Below are 21,863 nucleotides of genomic sequence, written 5' to 3' on the forward strand. Positions count from 1 at the left end.
GGATTTGACAATACGCAACGCGGTATGTTATTTCATACGCTTTAAGGAGAATATCCTCCCGATATTTTGGTTACATTTATCATAGTACCGCAAATGATTAAGCACGGAAACTATTCTTGAGTCAGTCCTGATGAAACCCTTTTTAAAATTCAAATCTTAACCCTCAAAGTATGAAAAATCTATCAAGTGTATTTCCCCGCCAGCTGCTGTCTGTAGCCCTTTTGACACTATTAATATTCAGCTGTAAATCGGAGGAAGATAACCTAATAAAAAAGACACCGGCTGTAAGCGCGGCCGCAGCGCCACAGGTATCATTACGCTCGGTAATTAGTTCCGGTTTAAATGCGCCTATGCAGTTCGTGAACGCCGGAGACGGTAGTAAACGCATTTTTATACCGCAGAAAGCCGGGACTATAAGAGTGTATGATTCCACATTTAATTTCATTGGTGTATTTGGCACCGTATCAAACCTCAGCACCAATGGTGAGAGGGGGCTGCTTAGCATGGCCTTCCACCCCAACTATGCGAACAATGGATTTGTCTATGTTTATTATACCAATACCGCTGGCAATCTTGAGCTTGCCAGGTATCATGTCAACAGCGGCAGTCCTAATACAATAGATGCTGCATCAAAAGTCATCGTGTTAACCATTCCGCATCCTACCAATTCAAACCATAATGGTGGCGAACTTCATTTTGGTACAGATGGATATCTGTATCTGTCTACCGGCGATGGCGGTGGTGCCGGTGATGTTCCGAACAACGCACAGAACACTTCAGTGCTGCTGGGTAAGATATTGCGCCTGGCAGTTAACACTTCTGCTACTGCGCCATATTACACAATTCCTCCGGGCAATCCATTCTCCAACGCGGTATATGCTTATGGCTTACGTAACCCTTACCGCTGGAGCTTTGACAGAGCCACTCAGGATATGTGGATAGGTGATGTAGGACAGGATTCCTGGGAAGAAATTAACTTCCGCGCTGCATCTGCCACAGCTGGCGCCAATTATGGATGGCGTTGTTATGAAGGCAATGCCGCATATAACACCGCCGGATGTAATGGAACAACCTATATCTTCCCCGTGCATGCTTATGCAACACAGAACCCTTCAGCAAGTATAACAGGCGGCGTAGTGTACAGAGGAACGGCCTATCCTTCTTTACAGGGCTGTTACCTGGGTGCCGATTTCTATTCCGGTATTTTTTATAAGATTGTACCTGGCGGTTCCGGCGGATGGACAGTTACTACTCAAACACTTTCTCCAACAGGGATTGTTGACTTCGGGGAAACTGAAAGCGGAGAAGTGTATGTTGTATCGCACACAGGGAACAGTGTATACCGTGTTACGGCGAACTAATTATTGCGTTTAGTACATCAGGACTGAATTCAGAGAGGGCCGGCCATATGGTCGGCTCTTTTTGCTCAATAAGCATCCCTTCCCCTATCGCTCCAGTAACGTAACAGTTCCACATGCTGTAGCAGTATTACCAACCTTTGCGAACAGAGCAGCCCCTCCACCCGCCAAATTGCAATAACATCCCGCAGTACCATTTTACCCGAAAAAGGGATATATTGGGTGCACAAACCTTCCGCCGGGACCATGAACAGGAGGACATCCTACAAATTGAAGCAATTGGGAATCATTACAGCCATATGGCTGGTAGTAGGCTTTTTTATTCCGCTATACGACCGCCTGGCTTTGTTCACCACCAATGCAATAGCTCCTTCGCCCAAATACACCATTGCAGAAGCGGTAATTATTAACATGGGGGCGGCCCTGATAGGAGCCATGATAGGTGGCAGCCTGCTTGTCTTCTATGTAAACGTGAAGTTCCGGGATAAGTCTTATGGTTATACTATTGCGACAGTACTAATATCGTTCCTGGCAGTGATTGCCATTGTGAATATAGTACTACGGGTCTTCGGCATTCCTTCTGACCCGCTCAGGATACTGAAGAATTGTATGATCTGGGGCGTCATAGTCGCCATCACCCAACTATTCCTTCAGATCAACAATAAATTTGGGCAGGGCGTTTTCTGGAATATTCTGCGGGGAAAGTATAACACGCCCAAGGAAGAAAGCAGGATCTTCATGTTCCTTGACCTGAATTCCTCTACTACTATTGCAGAAATGCTAGGCGACAAAAAATACCATGCGTTCCTGAAGGATATATTCACGGATATTACTAATCCCATTCTTGACAATAAGGGAGAGATCTATCAATACGTAGGTGATGAGGTCATCGTAGCCTGGAAATATAATGATGGCATTCAGGACAGCAAATGCGTGCAATGTTTCTTTGATATCAAATACCACCTCCAACAGCTGAACAGTAAATATATGCGGCGTTACGGGCTTGCACCTACTTTCAAAGCAGGTATTCATTGCGGCAAGGTGGTAGCTGGTGAAGTGGGCATCATTAAAAGAGATATCACCTACTCGGGCGATGTGCTGAATACCACATCGCGCATACAGAATATGTGCAAGGAATTCAATGAGGAGATCATCGTTTCCGGCGACCTGGCAGCGTCCCTTCGCCTGGCGGGTAACATCGCAGTACAAACCTTAGGTTCCATCAAACTGAAAGGCAAGCAAAAAGAAATGCAACTGGTTGCGTTAAAATCAATCATAGTTTAATACAATTCCATTAGGCAGTCTCTATCTATGAAACATATAATTATCACGCTACTTTTATTTGTCATCTACGCCTGCAAGAGCTACGCACAGCGGCCGAAAAACGGCACTTATACCTATCAGGTCGCCTTTGCTGAATACCAGGGAAGATCTTTGGGCGCTACCGTACTCGTAAAGATTAAAGGAGATTCCATCTATGTTATTCACAATGGTAACAATCTTTCAGGGAAAAAGGGAGAAGTGATCGATTGTGGTATTATCATGCAACATCGTAAAACGGGAGAATGGATTATTGGCCACCATTCCAGTGACAAACTGGCGCCATACGTCGGTGGCTGTTCAGATGGGCCCCGCGTTATAGATTTTGTCCATAAGAAATTCTGGTTATGCTGATAAGGAAGGAGATTCCGCAATCTGACTTGAGATGAGTAAGATACAGCTGAATTCCCTAAAACCACCAGCTGTTACCCGGAAAACAAAGCAACAGCTGGTCGGCTATTAAGATCAGTCCTATTCCAGGGCCTTGGCTACTTTCTGTTGTCTGCCGGTTATACTTTCTCCGTTCAATCCATTGTAAATTGCATTTCTGTAGGCCAGTGCCAATAATCCGGTATTATTCTGACTTACCCCATTGCAGCAGGTGGACAATGTGCAATCCACTATTGAATCATACAACCAGATAAATCCGCCATTGACAGGGTATTGTTTACTGCCCCAGTCTTTAAATCTGGCTTGTATATCATCGGGGCAGGCACCTCCGTTATTGTAGGTATTCGTACACTGTCCGCTCAGCTCATATCCCTCACATTGTGGCGCACTTCCCCACCAGGGCGCTCCTCCAAAAAATACAGCTGTATTGGGCGGGAAAGTGCCGGTGGGAAGTACTATAGTCTGGTTGCAATAGAAAAAGAAGGTCTCACCTCCCAGCATGCTTTGCATTGCTTCATTTGGACTGCTGTACGTTCCCTGGCGTAGCATGCCCGACCAGTCACCATTGCCGTACATCGCAACGCCGGGCTTTGTCACAACATTACTTCCCGGTGCTCCATTCTGCCACCAACCGCTCGATTGCATGGCGCCCAGGCCGGGAATGAGTAATGTGCCGGGATTAATACTTGCTATAACCTGTCCCCATTGTTGAGGATCATTGCCCCTGCCGCCTGAATAGCATTGCAGGTGTATAGCACTGACAAAATTATTGCCTCTTTCACTGATCAGGTTCTGAAAGGTAGTGTCCCATATATCATCATTGTAGAATGGACAGAATGTAACTGAATTGTACCCTATATTCCCTAACATCAATCCGAAATTCACCATGGTGGTGACGTCCATATAATCTTCATTATCGAAATCAATGGCATCAATATCTCCGCCGGCCGCAACCATGGCCTGCTTCAATGCATTGAAATTATCGTATAAGGGATTTCCGGGGCCGGGCACGCCATCTTTTACGAATGATGAGATGTTCTGGAAATCGCTGGTGCCACCGGCGCCAACAGAGAATATAATACCGATCCCCTGGCTTTTCAGCTGTGCCAGACGGGTAGGCAAATCCATTTGCTGCGCTTCCGAATAAACGCCATTCGTTACGAAAGGGGTATTGTTAAAAATAAGGTTCCCTTCTGCATTCACATGGACTGACCAAAGGATGAGTGTAGTATAGTTGCCGGTTTGAATCGCTTCAATGGCACCGTTCTGACCGAAGGCAAATGCTCCTCCGGCATAGATCCTGGTTTGTGTGTTGTTCATAAGAATGGATTTTTGAGGTTTGGTTATTATTGAAAATATTGAGGTATACGCCGAGTCGGGATGTACAATTTACGGAATAATTTAAATATAGCGGCCTGGCCAACCTCAAAACGCCGAAGAGGATATCTACCGGTTGACATGCCGCTGGCTGATGACCACTTTACCAAAATACTTTCCTTCCTGCAGATACCTGAAGGCGTCAGCCGCTTCTTCAAATGGAAATACTTTGTCGATAACAGGATGAAGCTGATTCGCTTCGATCGCAGTATTCATAGCAATGAACTGTGCACGGCTGCCTACAGCTACCACACGAACAGAGGCACAACTCCGGAAGAGCATATTGATATTGATGGTTTGCGCACCAGCATCGAGGCGACCAACAAAATTGATCTGTCCTTCAATAGCGACAGATTGAATAGATTGCTCCAGCGTCCCCCCTGTAACTTCAACTATCTGATCGACTCCACGGCCATTTGTTAATTCCCGTACCCTGTCATGCCAGTCGGGCCTTGTGCGATAATTAATTACGTCATCAGCGCCCAATGCTTTTAACCGTTGTGCTTTCTCTTCCGAAGAAGTGGTGGCAATAACAAATGCCCCCATCATTTTTGCAAATTGAATTGCAAAAAGTGATACGCCTCCCGAACCCAGCGTTAATACTGTCTGCCCCGCCTGCAGTGCCTTACCGCCCGTTAATGCATTCCAGGCTGTAAGCGCGGCACAGGGTAAGGTGGCTGCTTCTTCATATGAAAGATGCGCAGGGATATGAACCACGGCCTCTTCACTCACAATGGCATATTCCGTTAATAATCCATCCAGTGAACCGCCGATCTGTGCAGCATGTTCAAGGGCAAAAGGACCATCGGTCCAGTAGGGGAACATTTGCACCGCCACACGGTCGCCCGGTTTTGTACGTGTAACATTAGCCCCCGTAGCAACTACTTCACCTGCGCCATCAGATACCGCTACGACATCCGGCTTCACAGGCAGTGGATAACTACCTTTGAATATCATCAGGTCACGATAACTAAGCGAGTTGGCATGTATGCGTAGCAGTACCTCTTCAGGTCCGGGTTGTGGTATTGGATGTTCTTTTACCGAGAGCGATTCAAGGCCATCGCCATACTGCACATGATAGCTTTTCATGCGGGCTTCCCGGTTGTATATGACTGTGGCTGCGGATTGTTGCTGCATTGTTTCCATAAAAAATATTTATGCAGCAAATCTAGGGCAGTCAGTATATTTGAGTCAAGTATGCACCTTTTAGTAGCCTACTCACTAATTGTATACTATTGTTGATAATCAGCAACAAAATTTTGCTAAAATGACGAAAATAAAAGCGCCTCAATCTAAATGTCCTGTTGACTATGCCTTTCAACGCATCGGCGGCAAATACAAGGGCCGTATTTTATGGAGTTTGAAAGATGGTGTAAAACGTTATGGACAACTGCGTCGTTTCATTTCCGGCATTACCCCAAAAATGCTCACCCAGGTATTGCGTGAACTGGAGGAAGATGAGCTGATCACACGAAAAGTATACCTCGAAATACCACCGCGTGTTGAATATGCCCTTACCGAAAATGGGTACAAGCTTATTCCATCCATAGAAATGATCAGTCTCTGGGGACAGGCGCAGATGCAACAGCATGGCATACAGGGAATGGAGCTCGCAGAAGAAGAGCAAGGCATTATAACCGATATAGATGAATAACCGATAACATTATTGCAGCTTGGCAGGAACCGCCTTACCGATCCTGCAGGCAGTTCTTTCTGTAACTCCCCGGATTCTCTCCCGTCATCTTTTTAAACAGGCGGTTAAAGTAGGAGATATTCTCGAACCCCAGGCTATATGCCAGGTCTTTGATGGACAGATCCCTTATCAGCATGATCTGTTGTGCCTTCTCAATTTTCTTTTGATTGATGTATTTACCGGGTGTACGACCCATATTCCTGTTGAACAGGCGGATAAAATGATCCTTTGTAAGGAAACATAAAGCAGCCAGATCTTCTATATTAATCGGCTTATCTATATTCGTATGGATATGATGCAGGCATTTCAGTATCCGCTTGTCGAGATCCAGCTTCTTTTCGGAGGCATGGACCAGGAAACGGGAAAAGACCTGCCTGATGATGCCCTGTGCTTCCATTTCAAAAGCAAAGGGCATGGTCTTGTGAATAGCTATATTCTTAATGAGGGTCGTGGAATTGTCATACGAGCAGGGATCATAGACCTGCAGCCTGCGATCCGGATTGATAAGGGCAAGGCGTTGTATCAGCTGTATCGTTAGCGGATCTGCACCTATTTCTACAGGAAAATCTACCATGTCAAAAATACTGGGGCCGCCATCCATTTCCTCATAGATGTGGATATAATACAATGACAGGGGACCTTCACATTCATATCCGTGGTCGATGTAGGAAGGTGTAAGATATAAATGATCCTTCTTCAGTTCATATGTTCTGCCTCCCCGGATTATTTTGGCTGTCCCGCTCTCTATGAGGTGTATCCTTGTAAAAGGACTGCATACATTCTTCCAGTTCCAGTCCGCATTATGGACGGCATGACCAATGTTCAGCAAAATGAAATCCGGGAACTTGCGTTCTCCACTCATGTTCATAGTAGTTACAACAAAAGTAAGATTGAATATCGATAAAGTACAGCTTTTTTGTCGATATAGGACAAAAGGCAAAAAAGGGATATCGGTATTTTTGGAAGATGAAATCATATTTTTTATTAAAAAACCAGGTCCTGCGGGGCCCTGTTCTGTATACCTCATGTTACTACGACGTGGTTGCCTTTTATAAGCGCCTTTACCTGAAGCATGAATGGCCATGGGTCCCGTTAAGTCGCTATATGAATCATTTAAAGGCATACGCAGCATCTGACCATATCCGGGATACCAGATCCGTCAGGCAGGCACTTTAGGGCCAGGTACCAGGCTGAAGAAGGTGATGGGGCTATGTATGCACAAACCTGTCTCCTTAGTATCAAAATAGACAACCCGGATGACTTCACCCACGCTATGAATAGATAGCCTACAACATGAGATAATTTTTCCGGTCAGGCTCCGCACCGGGTGCGTTATGCCGAAACTCCCTGGAACCTAAATATGCGTGTAGATTCCTGAAAAAGTAGTAACTTAAAAGGGAGGGATGGATTTCTTGTGGTAAATCTGCTGTAATGCGTTTTCTTATTTTCGTTTTTGCAAATTTAATATCGCTCGCTGTTTTAGCTCAAAGTGAACAATACGATTTTTCCAAACTTGATATACACAGTGGCCTTTCCAGTAACCAGGTGAACACCATCCTGAAGGATGCAGATGGCTTTTTGTGGTTTGGCACGTCTTCAGGGCTTAATCGTTATGATGGCTATTCCTGCAGGGTATTCCGCAGGCAACCAAATGATAACTCATCTCTCAGCGATAACTTTATCCGCTGGCTCTACCCTCTTCCTGATGGAAAGATGTGGGTATTGACAAAAGGCGCCTCCTGCATTTATGATGCACATACAGAAAAATTCGATACCGCCTGCAACGCGTATCTGCACTCGCTTGGCCTGCCCCCGGGTTTTATAAAAAATATAGTGAAAGGCGGTCAGGGAAGATATTGGTTCCTGTACGAAGATGGCGGATTATATTTATTCTCAGACAGGGACAAAAAAACAAGACTATTCAACCAGGGCCCCTCCCCCGATCCGGCGGCTAAAATAACCGGTGTTCAGGAAACAGAGGATGGAAAACTATGGATGGTATACGAGGACGGCTTTTTGCAGCAGTCTGACATCGCTGGCAATAAAACTGCTTTCTCCAGCACCGTGTTCCGCCAGTTGAACCCGGGGAACAATAGCTACAGCCTGCTATTGGACAATGACGGCGATGTCTGGATCTGGTGCTTCCCATATGGCGCATTTCTCTTTCATCCGAAAGATAATTCGATCAGGCGGTTCAGTGAAAGCTCCTCCCCAACTAAGCTAAGCTCAAACCTCGTTACCCAGATCGTGCAGGACAAAAAAGGCATTATCTGGATTGCAACTGATTACGGAGGAGTTACACTCATTAACAAAAAAGACAATTTCCGCACAAGTTACCTGTTAAATGATCTTAAAGACCCTAAAAGTCTCAGCCAGAATAGCATCAGGGTATTATATAAAGACTATGATGGCGTTATCTGGCTGGGCACCTATAAACAGGGACTTAATTATTTCAATAGCAATACGGTAAGATTTCCCTGTTATCGTCACGAAATATCCAATTTAAACAGCCTCCCATACGATGATGTGAACCGTTTCGTTGAAGACAAACAGGGGAATATCTGGATCGGTACCAATGGCGGCGGATTGATATACTTTGACAGAAGGAACAATACATTCAGACAGTACCTGCATAATCCCAACAACCCGAACAGCCTGAGCAACAACGTAATAGTAAGCCTGTGTATCGATCATAAAGGTATCCTCTGGATCGGAACCTACACCGGTGGTTTAAATAGTTTTGATGGCAATAAATTCACACCGTATAAACACGATAGTAAAGACACTTTCAGTTTATCGGAAGATAATGTATGGGAAATATTTGAAGACAGGGAACAGCGTTTATGGATTGGTACCTTAGGCGGCGGGCTTGACCTGCTGGACAGAACAACGAACCGGTTCCGGCATCATCAGTTTGAGAACGGAACAGGGCCCCTGAGCTCTAACTATATTACTGCCTTCATGGAAGACAGGCATGGTAATCTGTGGGTAGGTACTGACAACGGAATAACCATTTTCGAAAAGAATAAAACTACTTCCACTTTTTTGCGCGCTACAAATGCCAAAAACAGTTTAAGTAACAACAATATCATCTCTATTATAGAGGATAGCAAGGGACAGATCTGGGTGGGAACAAGGGAAGGATTGAACTTATTTGATGAACAGACAGGAAATTTCCAGTCTTTCACTACTGCCGATGGCTTGCCGGATAATATGATATTGAATATTATTGAAGATAACAACAACACGTTATGGATGTCTACGCCCCGGGGCCTGTGTAGTGCTATCCCCGGGCAAAAGGCAAATGCGCCCAGGCTTTTCGTCGTCAACTATGATGAGACGCACAATCTCCAAAACCGGGAGTTCAATGAAAACGCAGCGCTGAAAACCCGTAGCGGAGAATTGCTTTTCGGTGGGCCATCCGGCTTCAACATCATCGATCCGGGAAAAATTGAACAATCTTCTTACCGCCGGAAAATCGTCTTTACAGGCCTTCAGATCTTTAACAACGATATAGCGCCCGGTACCCAGGTCAATGGCCGCATGCTACTCCGGCAGGCACTGCCGCAGGTACATGAAGTGGATCTGAAATATAAGGAGAATGTGTTCTCTATTGAATTTGCCTCACTCGACTTTCCCCACAGTACCCAGGATAAATATGCCTATATGCTGGAAGGGTTTAATACGGACTGGTTGTATGCAAATGGCGACCAGCGGCGGGTTACCTATACCAATATCGACCCGGGGCATTATGTATTCAAGGTAAAGGCCTTAAATAGCGATGGCCAATGGAGTGCCATAAAAACCTTAGCGATAAATATTGAACCGCCCATCTGGCGAACACCACTGGCATATGTTATTTACGTGTTAACAGCTGCCGGCTTATTCCTGCTTGCACGACGCATCATACTGGGCAGAATACACCTTCGTTATGAAATGGAACAGCAGAAGAGGGAAATGGAAAGAGCCCATGCCATTGAACAAATGAAGACGAAATTCTTCACCAACGTGAGCCATGAGTTCCGTACGCCGCTAAGCCTCATTATTTCACCTTTGGATAAGATCATCAAACAGGCTACGGACGACGAGCAGAAAAAGCAATTAAATCTTGTGCAACGGAACGCCAGGCGATTATTGAGCCTCGTTAACCAACTGCTTGATTTCAGAAAGATGGAAGTACAGGAAATTAAACTCCACCCCTCCATCGGCGACATCGTCCCCTTCTGTGAAGACATCAGCCTGTCATTTACAGATATCGCCGAGAAAAAGAAGATCCGGTTTTCTTTCTCTTCCGACATCGACCGGCTTGAGATGTATTTTGACAGGGACAAAATGGAGAAAATCCTGTTTAACCTGCTTTCCAACGCCTTTAAATATACACATGATGGCGGAACAGTCAGTATCAGGTTGCTGTACACCCCACCTGTAAATAACGAAAGTAACGGCACTCTTGCCATAGAAGTAAAAGATACCGGGATCGGCATACCTGCCGATAAACACGAAAGGATCTTTGAACGATTTTTCCAGACAGATCTGCCCGAGAACATGGTGAACCAGGGAACCGGCATCGGCCTGGCAATTACAAAGGAGTTTGTGAAACTTCACTGTGGGGTCATCAACGTCGAAAGCGAGCCGGGCAAGGGCACCTGTTTTACTGTGCTGCTTCCTGCGAAAAAGATCTACGAGCCTCTTACCTGCACCAGTACCGGCCCCCTGCAACCGGAAGATGCAGCAGACCTAATGCATGAGGCAGGTAGTAAGAATGGTAAAAGAAAGACGATCCTGGTCGTAGAAGACAATGAGGACCTGCGCTTTTACCTGAAAGACAACCTGAAAGTACAATACCATGTTGAGGAAGCCACCAATGGAAAGGAAGCCTGGGAGAAATTAAAGGCCCTCAATCCTGACCTGATCGTAAGTGACATTATGATGCCTGTAATGGACGGGATCGAACTGGCCAAAAAGGTGAAAGCTGAAACGCTTACCTCCCATATCCCCATCATTCTGCTTACAGCCAGGGGTAGCGAGGAAAAGCAACTGGAGGGCTTTAACGTCGGGGTAAACGATTACATGACCAAGCCTTTCACTTTTGAGATCCTGGCTTCACGGATCAGGAATTTGCTGATGCAACAAAAAATGCTGCAAAAGCGCTTCCAGAAACAAATCGAAGTAAATCCGGGAGAGGTGACAGTGACACCGGTTGACGAAAAGTTCCTGCGGGAAGCCCTGGAACTGGTAGAAAAAAATATGGATAATGCCGACTTTTCCGTCGAAGATCTGAGCAGCGCTATGTGCATGAACCGTGTCACCTTATATAGAAAGATCCTTTCACTTACCGGTAAGACACCTATAGAATTCATCCGCTCCATTCGCTTGAAAAGAGCAGCCCAGTTGCTGGAAAAAAGCGGCTTGTCTGTTTCTGAAATCGCATATTCCGTCGGTTTCAATAATCCAAAACACTTCTCCCGGTTTTTCAAGGAGGAATTCCAGCGGCTGCCTTCCCAGTATGTCACAAATAAAGGTTCAAAAGACGCTTAAACATTATTCCTATTAACTGTCAAAACAACAGTTAAACAAACATGATCATATATCAGTCCACTTTCTTAAACGCTGTATCAATATTCCGGGGAGCACAGATGAACATGCCCGCCGGTAATAAAAGGACAATGCTAAAAAACCAGCCTCGTTGCCTTAAAACACCTGTAAAACAGGTAATTGCAACAATCGGGACCAACATCTGCAACATTCGCCACCCTACACTTTAAAGTAACAAACATAGCTTTACAATATTAATTAACTCACCAAACGCCTTTATTATGATAATTCCACTGTTGCCACGCAGGCGCTTGCTATTTCTTTTCTTTAATGACTTATTGACATATAAGCCCGCCTATACCGGCCGGCAGGTCAATTTTCTACGATTGATACGACGGTCGCCATTACCTCTTTGATTTTCCGCAATTATCGGGACAATGAAACACTGTGGGCAATGAACAAATCTGGACGCTAGTCCGGACAGCGACCCCGTTCAGACAATTAATCAAGTTAAACAAGCAAGTATGAAGTCAACCAAAATTCGCCTTTACCTATTACTATTGTGGGGGCTTTTTTCCGTGCTGCTGAGCACAAATGCTATTGCGCAAACGGCAAAGATCAACGGCGCCGTTCTCAATCAGCGTACCGCTGCTCCCGTTCAGGGCGCAACAGTTACTGTAAAAAACACTAAACGCCTGGCAACAACAGATGATGCCGGAAAATTTTCTATTGAGGCATCAGCCAACGATATACTTGTCATTAGTTCTGTGGGATATACCTCCCAGGAGCTGAAAGCGGGCGCCGGCAATGTACAGGTGCAGCTGCAGGAATCCATCAGCCAGATGGAGGGAGTGATCGTTATCGGTTACGGTGTTCAGAAGAAAAAGCTGGTTACCGGCGCCAACCTCCAGGTAAAGGGCGACGATATCCAGAAGCAAAGTACCACAAATGCCTTACAGGCATTACAGGGACAGGCACCGGGGGTGCAGCTTACCTCCTATTCCGGCCAACCGGGTTCGGCCATGAATGTGATCATCCGCGGTAAAGGTACGATCGGTAACTTTTCTCCTTTATATGTTGTGGATGGCATTCAGACAGGAGATATCAGTTATCTCAATCCTGCAGACATCGAATCTATTGACGTGCTGAAAGACGCCGCATCTGCTGCCATCTATGGCTCGCAGGCGGCCAATGGGGTGATCCTTGTGACAACAAGAACAGGAAAGAACAACCAGAAAGCGCAGGTTACACTCGATACGTACTACGGCTGGCAGAATGTTGCACACAAGGCCCAGCTGCTGAATGCGAAAGAATATGCCATCCTGATGAATGAAGCAGCTGTCAACTCAGGTAAAGCGCCTTATTTCACTAATGATGTGATCAACAATCTGCCGGTAAACACCAACTGGATGGACCAGATGTTCCAAAAAAATGTGCCTACCCAGAACTACGTATTAGGTGTACAGGGAGGCGGTGCAGGAAGCGCCTATTCGCTGTCATTAGGATATACCAACCAGGGAGGAATTGTAGGCGGCTCCGCCATCTCCAATTATGAACGTTACACGCTCCGGATAAACTCAGAGCACTCCCTCTACCAGAATGTTGTTAAACTGGGTGAGCATCTGACATTCAACTACCTGAATACGCACGGCATTGGCGTTGGAGGTCAGTACAATAACTCATTGCGCGCTGCTTTCCAGGCTACTCCTTTCCTGCCGATGTATGATTCTACCGGCGACTTTTACGCCGGCGATAATTTAGGCTGGTACCCCGGGCACCCGGACAGGGCCTGGGACAATGCACAGGCGAATCCTTATGCGGTGATGTATTACAATAACCAGAACAGGAACAGCAGCCAGGGGCTGTTCGGGGATGTATACCTGCAAATAGAACCTGTTAAAGGCTTAAGGTACCGCACCAGTCTCGGTTTGAATTACAACAGTAATCAGGGCCGTGGATATACCCCTGTGTATCATCTTTCCATCTTCTCATTCAACGATACCTCTAAGGTCAACCAGTCAATGGGCATGAGTAAGACCATCCAGTTCGATAACTTATTAAGCTATGATTTCAATATTGCCGGGGGCCACAGTTTCAGCCTGATGGCCGGCAGCTCTGCCTTAAAAACCGATGGTTCCAACATGAGCGGGTATAACTGGGATCTGCGTGTGCCCGACTTACAGCATGCGTATCTCTCTGTTGCCCAGAATGTAAACCGTGGCGCTCCATATATGGGAGTAAGCGGAGGTCCTTTTCAGAGTGCGCTCGTTTCCTATTTCGGCCGCTTACAATATAACTTCCGGGAGAAATACCTGTTGAGCCTCACCTTCCGCGCCGACGGCTCATCCAATTTCGCACCTGAACATCGCTGGGGACACTTTCCTTCCGTATCGGCAGGATGGGTAGCTACAAGGGAAGGTTTCATGAGCAATGTACATGGCCTGGACTTCTTCAAGCTCCGTGGCAGCTGGGGACGTGTGGGCAACCAGAATGTGGCAGCATATCAATACCTCTCTCCTATCAGCTTTACAAACGCTGCCTATATATTCGGGCCTGCCGAAGGCGCCAGTACACAGGGCGCATATCCCAACCGCTTAGCCAATCCCAATGTTAAATGGGAAACTTCAGAGCAGGTGAACATCGGCTTCGATGCCACCCTCATACAACGGTTGAACGTCACTTTCGATTACTATGTCAAGAAGACTAAAGACTGGTTAATTACCGCCCCCATCCTGGCTACAGCGGGAGCAGATGCACCACTGATCAATGGCGGTGATGTAAAGAATACCGGTGTCGAACTGGCACTGTCCTATCATAATACAATAGGCAGGTCCCTCAATTATTCAATCGGGTTGAACGGAGCCTACAACAAGAACCGGATCGGGAATATTCCTACCAACGATCATATCATTCATGGTAATACCAATGTGCTGTATGCGAATGCCCTTGAGTTCTACAGGGCAGCAAACGGCCATCCAGTTGGCTATTTCTGGGGATTGAAGACCGATGGTATTTTCCAGACCGAAGCGGAAGTTAATTCCTACGTCAACAAAGCCGGTGGACGCGTGCAGCCGAATGCACAACCCGGAGACGTACGATACGTAGACCTGAATGGCGATGGTGTGATCGATGACAAAGATAAAACGCAGATTGGCGATCCAAACCCGCACTTTACGTTCGGTTTTAGCATCGGCCTTGACTACAAAGGATGGGACTTCTCAGTACAGGCTTCCGGTGTTGCCGGCAACCAGATCGTTCAGTCATGGAGAAACCAGTCAGGCGCCAGAGACAATTATTCCGCCGCTATGCTGGAACGCTGGCATGGACCAGGTTCGTCCAACAAATTGCCGAGAGTAACTGAAGACAACCGTAACTGGACGCAGTTCTCTGACCTCTACATTCATAAAGGAGATTTCCTTCGTATCAACACCATTACACTCGGTTATGATTTTTCACAATTGGCGAAAAAGAGCTATCTGGGCAAAGTAAGGCTGTATGGCGCTGTGCTGAATGCATTCACATTCTCAAAGTATAACGGAATGGATCCTGAAGTAGGATACAACGAGGGATTTTCATCTGGTGTTGACCTGGGGTACTATCCAAGGCCAAGAACAATGATGATCGGTGCAAACATTCGTTTTTAGTAAAAATTGAAATGAAAATGAAGAATCTGAAATTATATATACCGCTCCTCGCATTGTTGTCATTGTTTGCGTGTAAGAAAAGCTTTCTTGACACAGAAGATGTGACAACCGCCACAGAGCAGAACTTTTATAAAACACCGGCAGATGCCTATAAAGCTTTGGTAGGCGTATATGACGGCCTGCAACGCGTATGGGCCGGTGGCATCGCATTGCCTGTTGCAGCAGAGATCATGTCTGACAATTTATATGGCGGTGGCGGCGCTTCAGACGGGCTCGGCCTCCAGATGGTAGACGAATTCGACAAGCTGAGGTCACCTTCCGATCAGACGCTATACGGCGACAACTGGGGCAACTATTATAAAGCGATATATCGTGCCAACATGCTGCTGACACATCTTGACCAGGTAAACTGGAAAGGAAAGGAAGACCTGCGTAACATCTATGAAGCAGAGACAAGGTTTATTCGTGCCTACTGCTATTTTGATATGGCAAGATTATGGGGGAATGTCCCTTTGATTACAAAACCTACAACTGATAACGTTCCCCAGGCCACTCCCGACAGTGTTTACAGTCTCATTGCTGAAGACCTGAAGTTCGCTGCCGCAAATCTTCCCGCCACCAGTTATACTGCGCAGGAAGCTTCCACTCATGGAAGAGTGACAAAATGGGCAGCCGAATCCTTGCTGGGACGCGTATTCCTCTACTATACCGGCTATTATAATAAACCAGATCTGCTGGGCGCCGTTTCCAAAGCACAGGCCCTGGCTTACCTGGAAGACGTGATCAGTAACGGCGGCTTTGGCCTGATCAGCAACTTTGCTGAACTCTGGCCTGCTGCATCGCTGAAAAACTATGCAGGAGAAGACAATAAGGAAACCGTCTTTGCCATCAAGTATACGTATACAAGCGACTGGAATGGCAATGTTGACGGCAATCATTGGATGGTACTGTTAGGCATCCGCGTTCAGTCCATTTATCCCTATGGCCTTGGCTGGGGCGCTGGTACCGTTAATGCGAAGCTTTGGAACGCCTACCCCGCCGGCGACACCAGAAAGAGCGCTTCCATTATATCCATTGCTGATGAAGGCCTCGATTTCCAGAACAGGAAAGATCAGCGTGAGTACACAGGCTATTATGTGAAGAAGTATACTCCCATGGCAGATTCTGCCGGCAAAAGCCTTGCGGAAAAAATGGGAGGCACCAGCTTTATGATCAGCCAGTACGAAGATTATGTTTCTATCCGCTACGCCGACGTGCTCCTGATGGCGGCAGAATTGGGTTCGCCCAATGCCCAGCAATATTTTGATGCAGTACGTCAAAGGGCACTTGGCTCCGGCTTTGTTCAGATCCCTGTCAATCCCGCTAATATCCTCAATGAAAGAAGGCTGGAATTTGCCGGTGAAGGGATCCGTTACTGGGACCTGCTGCGCCAGGGAGTAAATGTGGCAGCTTCCGCCATAGCGGAATCGGTGACACTTGAAAGCGGCGGCGTCAATGTAACAAAGACCATCAGCGCCTCCCAGATAACTGCAACAAAGGGACTATCGCAGATACCTTACTCACAGATCACTTTATCCAATGGGACGCTGAAACAAAATGAAGGATGGTAAGAACAGTATCCGTTTTTTAGAGGGACAATGAAAACATTTAAAATATCTACCGATGAAATTCATTAAATATATAGCGCTGTTGATTTTTCCTGCGCTGTTCTATATAGTAGCCTGCACAAAACAAGACTATCACCTGCCTGATATGCCTGACAAATCCACCATCAACATGGAAGTGAAACAGGACCTGACAGTCGATCCGGGGGGCAATACCATATATCTGATCAACCACACAGACCAGATAGAGCCGCTGTGGGACTTTGGCACAGGCAAATCGTCCAGGCAGACAGATACGATACATTTTGCCTTTACGGGCGACTATATCATTAAACGCAGCGCGGTTACCGGCGGAGGCCTGGTGTACCTGGATTCAGTGCTTGTTCATGTAACGAAAGACAACCTTAATTATGTAAACGATCCTTTCTGGAACATGCTGTCGGGAGGACCCGGGCAGGAAAAGACCTGGGTACTCGATATGACGGCCCAGGCATTTGACGGGCCTTTGTTCTTCTATGGTACTGATAATGGTTGGGGAGGTGCATGTACCAAACCGGGAGGCGATTGCTGGAACTGGAATCCGAAATATGCCGACAATAAATGGCTGTTACCCGACGGAGACTATGGTACCATGACCTTCAGCCTGAAAGGTGGTCCGTTTGTTAAGGTGACGCACGCCATGATACCCGAGAGAGGCACCGAAAATGGTACTTATTATCTCGATGTCAACACGAAAAAGCTTACCATATCCGGCGCTACACCGCTTCATGATGCATCCCGCGATGGATGTGTTGGCGCATGGGGAAACATTAAGTTGCTGTCATTGACAGAAAACGCGATGCAGTTCGCAGTATTGAGAACATCCTGCGACGGCCCCTGCCTGTTAGTATATAATTACGTTAAAAAACCATAACCTGTTCAGGAATGAATGGCTGGCTTGCACTGGCTAAAAGAGCTACAGTGTAAGCCACATTCCTGCAACAAAAGCATGCTGTATGGTTCGCTGATAATGGCGTTAGGCTTTAGCATCATCAACAAGGCCAATAATGCTGTAGGAGATCAGGAAACAATGAATGCCTCTTACAGGGCCTTGCAATAGAAGATATACATATGCAGCCGCTTGCTGCAGGTCCTGGCCTTGCTTTAAATGTAGGGCCGGGATTTATTGTAATAACAGAGAAATAGCCTGGTAAAGAATGAAAAAAACTAGTATTGTCTTATTAGCACTTACTTATCTTACAGCAAGTTTTACTTTCGCCCAGAACAAAACCGGCAAGAAAGCTGAAACAGCGGAAAGAACGATCAATATTGACTTTCGTCAGCAAAAGGGCCCCTTGAACACGATGTTCAAAGAATGTGTAGGCGCAGGCAGGGCCAATGAAGGCCTTAGGGCCGACTGGCAACAGCAACTGGCTTATGTAAAAAAAGAATGTGGGTTCCGGTATATACGGATGCATGGCCTTTTAACCGACGACATGGCCGTTTATAAAGAAGATAAAAATGGTAACCCGGAATATAATTTCATGTATATCGATGTACTGTTCGATTTCCTGCAAAGCATCGGTATGAAACCATTCGTTGAACTGGGATTCATGCCCGGATCACTTGCCAGCGGCAATGAAACCATTTTCTGGTGGAGAGGCAATGTAACACCGCCGAAGGACTATGATAAATGGTCCGCCCTGATCCGCGCCCTCGCACAGCATTTTACCGAACGTTACGGCACTGATGAAGTAAAGACCTGGTATTTTGAAGTCTGGAACGAACCAAACCTTTCGCCCGGATTCTGGTCAGGTACACAGCAGGATTATTTTAAGTTGTACCAATACACGGCGCAGGCTATCAAAAAGGTAAATAAGGACTATCGTGTGGGTGGCCCTGCCACTGCCGGCGCGGCCTGGGAAAGTGAATTGATTGATTACTGCCATCAGCATAAGGTAGCAATAGATTTTATAAGCACCCACGCCTATGGCGTAAAACAGGGCTATCTGGATGAATTTGGCAATGCCGGTACAGTGCTCGACAAAAATCCCATGAGTGTAAGCGGCGACGTACTTCAGTCACGCAAAGAGATCGCTGCTTCTCCCATCCCGGACCTTGAACTGCACTATACCGAATGGAGCGCATCCTACACACCCTCCGATCCTATTCACGACAGCTATCACGAAGCCGCATATGTGCTGCAAAAACTGAAGCAGGTGGGCGATGCCGCCAATTCTATGTCGTATTGGGTGTTCACTGACATTTTCGAAGAGGCCGGGCCCAGGTTCACACCTTTTCACGGTGGATTTGGTATGTTGAACATCCAGGGGATCAATAAACCGGTATTTTATGCCTACCAGTTCCTGAACCGGCTGGGAAATGTTGAACTGGTGAATAAGGACTCCGCTTCCTGGGCCTGCAAAGACGCATCCGGCAATACACAGATACTGGCCTGGGATTTCACGAACACCCATCCCGGCGATTCAGTGCATAACCAAAATTATTATATCCGCGACCTGCCATCGAAACCGAAAGGGAAACTAAAAGTTAACCTCTCCAATGTTCCTGATGGTATGTATGCGCTTGAAGTGTACAAAGTGGGTTACCGGAGCAATGATGCGTATTCCGATTATTTACTGATGGGCAAACCTTCGCAGCTTAACAGGCAACAGGTGGAGCAGATAAAAAAACAAAACGACGGATCTCCCTTGTCCCGGGAGATCATTACCATAAAGAACGGTCTTCCTTTCTCAAAAGAGCTGGACATCCGGGAAAACGACGTTTTCTTTCTCGAGCTGAAGGCCCTCTGATATACCTGGTTCAAACAGGTAGTGCGGGCTCACCAAAGTCATTGAGCAGGAAGATCCAGGCTTCCTGTCCGCAAGAGACGGCAATGGTCACAAAGACGATTGCCGTCTTTTTATACATGATGACAGGTATGCGCAACGCTTTCAACCGTATATAACCTGTCCTTCCCGGTATGATGAGGCAATACAGATCTCCGGCCTCATGAGCCATTCCACTATGCCGCCTTACCTGCGGTCACTGACAATCTCTGCATTCATTAGCCTGACATTGCATGCCCCAACAGATCCTTCTTTTGTAGTTTAAAATAGACGATCAGGTCTTGCCGGTGTGACTTATAACCTCACTTTATACCCGGCTCAAACAGCATCTCCCCTGTATACCGGGAACCGGCACATTTTTCGGCTTAACCTGATTACTGTGCGCTGATCTTGTGTACAGTCCGCAAAATATTGTCAACATTAAAAGACGCTTATGCTTGCAATGAATTACAGGGGGCCGTTCAGGGTTCGTGCAGAACAAAAACCGGAGCCGGAAATATTGCACCCCGAAGATGCGATAGTGCGCGTATTACGCTCATGTATATGTGGATCAGATCTTCACCTGTATCATGGGCTTGTACCCGATACACGTGTAGGTTCGACATTCGGACATGAGTTTATTGGCATTGTGGAAGTTGTCGGACCGGGGGTACAAAAACTCAAGGTCGGCGACAAAGTACTGGTCCCCTTTAACATTGCCTGTGGCAAATGTGCTTTCTGTAAACAGGAGTTATATGGCAACTGCCATGAGTCCAACCCTGAGGCCACCGCTGTGGGCGGCATCTACGGTTATTCTCATACCGCCGGCGGCTTTGATGGCGGACAGGCGGAATATGTACGTGTACCTTATGCTGATGTAGGGCCGGTGGTCATTCCGGAAGATATGCATGCTGACGATGCAGTGTTACTGACAGACGTTGTTCCTACCGGTTACCAGGCCGCCGAAATGGGAGGCATTAAGAAGGGTGATACTGTAGTAGTGTTCGGGGCCGGACCGGTAGGAATTATGGCAGCAAAATGCGCATGGCTCTTTGGCGCCGGCAGGGTCATCGTCATTGACCACCTGGAATATCGCCTGGACTTCGTCCGGCAATACGCACAATGCGAAGCATATAACTTCCGCTCGATGGAAGACCCGGTAATTTTCCTCAAAAGAGCAACAGACTGGTTTGGCGCAGATGTTTGTATTGACGCCGTCGGTGGTGATGCTGCAGGCAACGCCATGCAAACAATTACAGGAAGGAAAATGATGTTGCAGGCCGGCTCCGCCACTGCCCTGCACTGGGCCATCAACTCCGTGAAAAAAGGCGGTATCGTCTCAATTGTAGGGGTATATGGGCCAACAGACAACCTGATACCCATCGGCAATGTGGTGAACAAAGGCATCACCATACGTGCAAACCAGGCTTCCGTAAAACGCCTCCTGCCCCGCCTTATCGAGCATGTCAGGTCGGGATACATTGATCCGAAGGCGATCATTTCACATCGTATACCGCTGGAGGAAGTAGCCGATGCTTATCACATCTTTTCAGCAAAGCTGGACGACTGTATTAAACCAATTCTTATTCCACCGTCAGCAAGACAATAAATTGTAAGTTATGGATCTGGAGAACAAGTTTTCGCATATAAAGGGCTGGGGAGTAGATGCAGACCCTAAGAACGAGCCCACCTACCCCATAAAGAAATATACGGGGGATGATCACGAACGATTGAACTGGGAACGACCGGCGCTGCAACCGCTTACCGTAGAGGTGCTTCACTCCAACGAACGTCCGGGATTAAGTGCAGTTTATGGCACCTCCGTACCTCCATCGGGCTTAAGTGGCAATATCAGGCGGTTTGCATTTAAATACAGCGAATCCAGTTATGGTCACTGGCTTCCATTACTAGTGGCCGACCGGGTGAATGTCATAGAGGGGATCGTTGACGATATCAAAAAAGGTCATATACCCAATATTTTTGCAGAAAAAGGCTGGAAAGCGGAGTGGAAATATAACCGTGCAGGTATGATCAGGAAAATTGCCCTGACAGCATTGGCTACCGCTGCCCTTGTGATGTTATGCCGAAAGTCAAAAGCCGCTAAACGCTGACTATCAGCGGAAAGAGGCTGTCCT

14 protein-coding genes are annotated in these 21,863 nt (G+C 46.8%); 11 read left to right on the plus strand and 3 right to left on the minus strand.

Annotated features, from left to right (window positions below; all coding sequences use genetic code 11):
* Positions 1–170 precede the first annotated feature (170 nt).
* The 3 genes from MYF79_RS21005 (at position 171) to MYF79_RS21015 (ending at position 3,032) form a co-directional block, all read left to right on the plus strand.
* Positions 171–1,361: a PQQ-dependent sugar dehydrogenase gene (locus MYF79_RS21005; protein WP_247809801.1), complete on the plus strand. Its 1,191-nt coding sequence runs from the start codon at positions 171–173 to the stop codon at positions 1,359–1,361.
* 243 nt (positions 1,362–1,604) lie between these two features.
* Positions 1,605–2,642, plus strand: coding sequence for an adenylate/guanylate cyclase domain-containing protein (locus MYF79_RS21010; protein WP_247809803.1), 1,038 nt, complete (start codon positions 1,605–1,607; stop codon positions 2,640–2,642).
* Positions 2,643–2,669: 27 nt separating this feature from the next.
* A complete protein-coding gene (locus MYF79_RS21015; RefSeq protein WP_247809805.1) occupies positions 2,670–3,032 on the plus strand; it encodes a hypothetical protein in 363 nt (120 codons plus the stop codon).
* Between the two features lie 117 nt (positions 3,033–3,149).
* Here the strand turns inward: MYF79_RS21015 and MYF79_RS21020 are convergent, their stop codons facing one another.
* Positions 3,150–4,388, minus strand: coding sequence for a hypothetical protein (locus MYF79_RS21020; protein ID WP_247809806.1), 1,239 nt, complete (start codon positions 4,386–4,388; stop codon positions 3,150–3,152).
* Positions 4,389–4,514: 126 nt separating this feature from the next.
* The gene (locus tag MYF79_RS21025; protein WP_247809808.1) at positions 4,515–5,591 is read right to left on the minus strand and encodes a zinc-dependent alcohol dehydrogenase family protein; all 1,077 of its coding nucleotides are present in this window, start codon (positions 5,589–5,591) and stop codon (positions 4,515–4,517) included.
* Positions 5,592–5,712: 121 nt separating this feature from the next.
* Between MYF79_RS21025 and MYF79_RS21030 the strand changes: the two genes are divergently transcribed.
* Entirely contained in the window at positions 5,713–6,099 is a 387-nt protein-coding gene (locus MYF79_RS21030; protein ID WP_247809810.1) for a winged helix-turn-helix transcriptional regulator, read from the plus strand.
* Positions 6,100–6,133: 34 nt separating this feature from the next.
* Here MYF79_RS21030 and MYF79_RS21035 read toward each other — a convergent pair whose 3' ends face one another.
* A complete protein-coding gene (locus MYF79_RS21035; RefSeq protein WP_247809812.1) occupies positions 6,134–7,000 on the minus strand; it encodes a helix-turn-helix domain-containing protein in 867 nt (288 codons plus the stop codon).
* A 569-nt stretch (positions 7,001–7,569) separates the two neighbouring features.
* Here MYF79_RS21035 and MYF79_RS21040 point away from each other — a divergent pair.
* From MYF79_RS21040 to MYF79_RS21070, 7 genes are all read left to right on the plus strand, one after another.
* Entirely contained in the window at positions 7,570–11,676 is a 4,107-nt protein-coding gene (locus MYF79_RS21040; RefSeq protein ID WP_247809813.1) for a two-component regulator propeller domain-containing protein, read from the plus strand.
* A 521-nt stretch (positions 11,677–12,197) separates the two neighbouring features.
* Positions 12,198–15,317, plus strand: a complete 3,120-nt coding sequence (locus MYF79_RS21045; protein WP_247809814.1) for a SusC/RagA family TonB-linked outer membrane protein — start codon at positions 12,198–12,200, stop codon at positions 15,315–15,317.
* A 17-nt stretch (positions 15,318–15,334) separates the two neighbouring features.
* Entirely contained in the window at positions 15,335–16,927 is a 1,593-nt protein-coding gene (locus MYF79_RS21050; protein WP_247809815.1) for a RagB/SusD family nutrient uptake outer membrane protein, read from the plus strand.
* A gap of 52 nt (positions 16,928–16,979) precedes the next feature.
* Positions 16,980–17,834: a hypothetical protein gene (locus tag MYF79_RS21055; RefSeq protein ID WP_247809816.1), complete on the plus strand. Its 855-nt coding sequence runs from the start codon at positions 16,980–16,982 to the stop codon at positions 17,832–17,834.
* 283 nt (positions 17,835–18,117) lie between these two features.
* Positions 18,118–19,713: a GH39 family glycosyl hydrolase gene (locus MYF79_RS21060; protein WP_247809817.1), complete on the plus strand. Its 1,596-nt coding sequence runs from the start codon at positions 18,118–18,120 to the stop codon at positions 19,711–19,713.
* A 469-nt stretch (positions 19,714–20,182) separates the two neighbouring features.
* Positions 20,183–21,337, plus strand: coding sequence for a zinc-dependent alcohol dehydrogenase (locus MYF79_RS21065; RefSeq protein WP_247809818.1), 1,155 nt, complete (start codon positions 20,183–20,185; stop codon positions 21,335–21,337).
* Positions 21,338–21,347: 10 nt separating this feature from the next.
* Positions 21,348–21,839 carry a hypothetical protein gene (locus MYF79_RS21070; RefSeq protein ID WP_247809819.1) on the plus strand — a complete coding sequence of 164 codons (492 nt, stop codon included), beginning with the start codon at positions 21,348–21,350 and terminating at the stop codon, positions 21,837–21,839.
* The last annotated feature ends 24 nt before the right edge of the window (positions 21,840–21,863 follow it).

Origin of the sequence: Chitinophaga filiformis (genome assembly GCF_023100805.1) — a bacterium.
Taxonomy (GTDB): domain Bacteria; phylum Bacteroidota; class Bacteroidia; order Chitinophagales; family Chitinophagaceae; genus Chitinophaga; species Chitinophaga filiformis_B.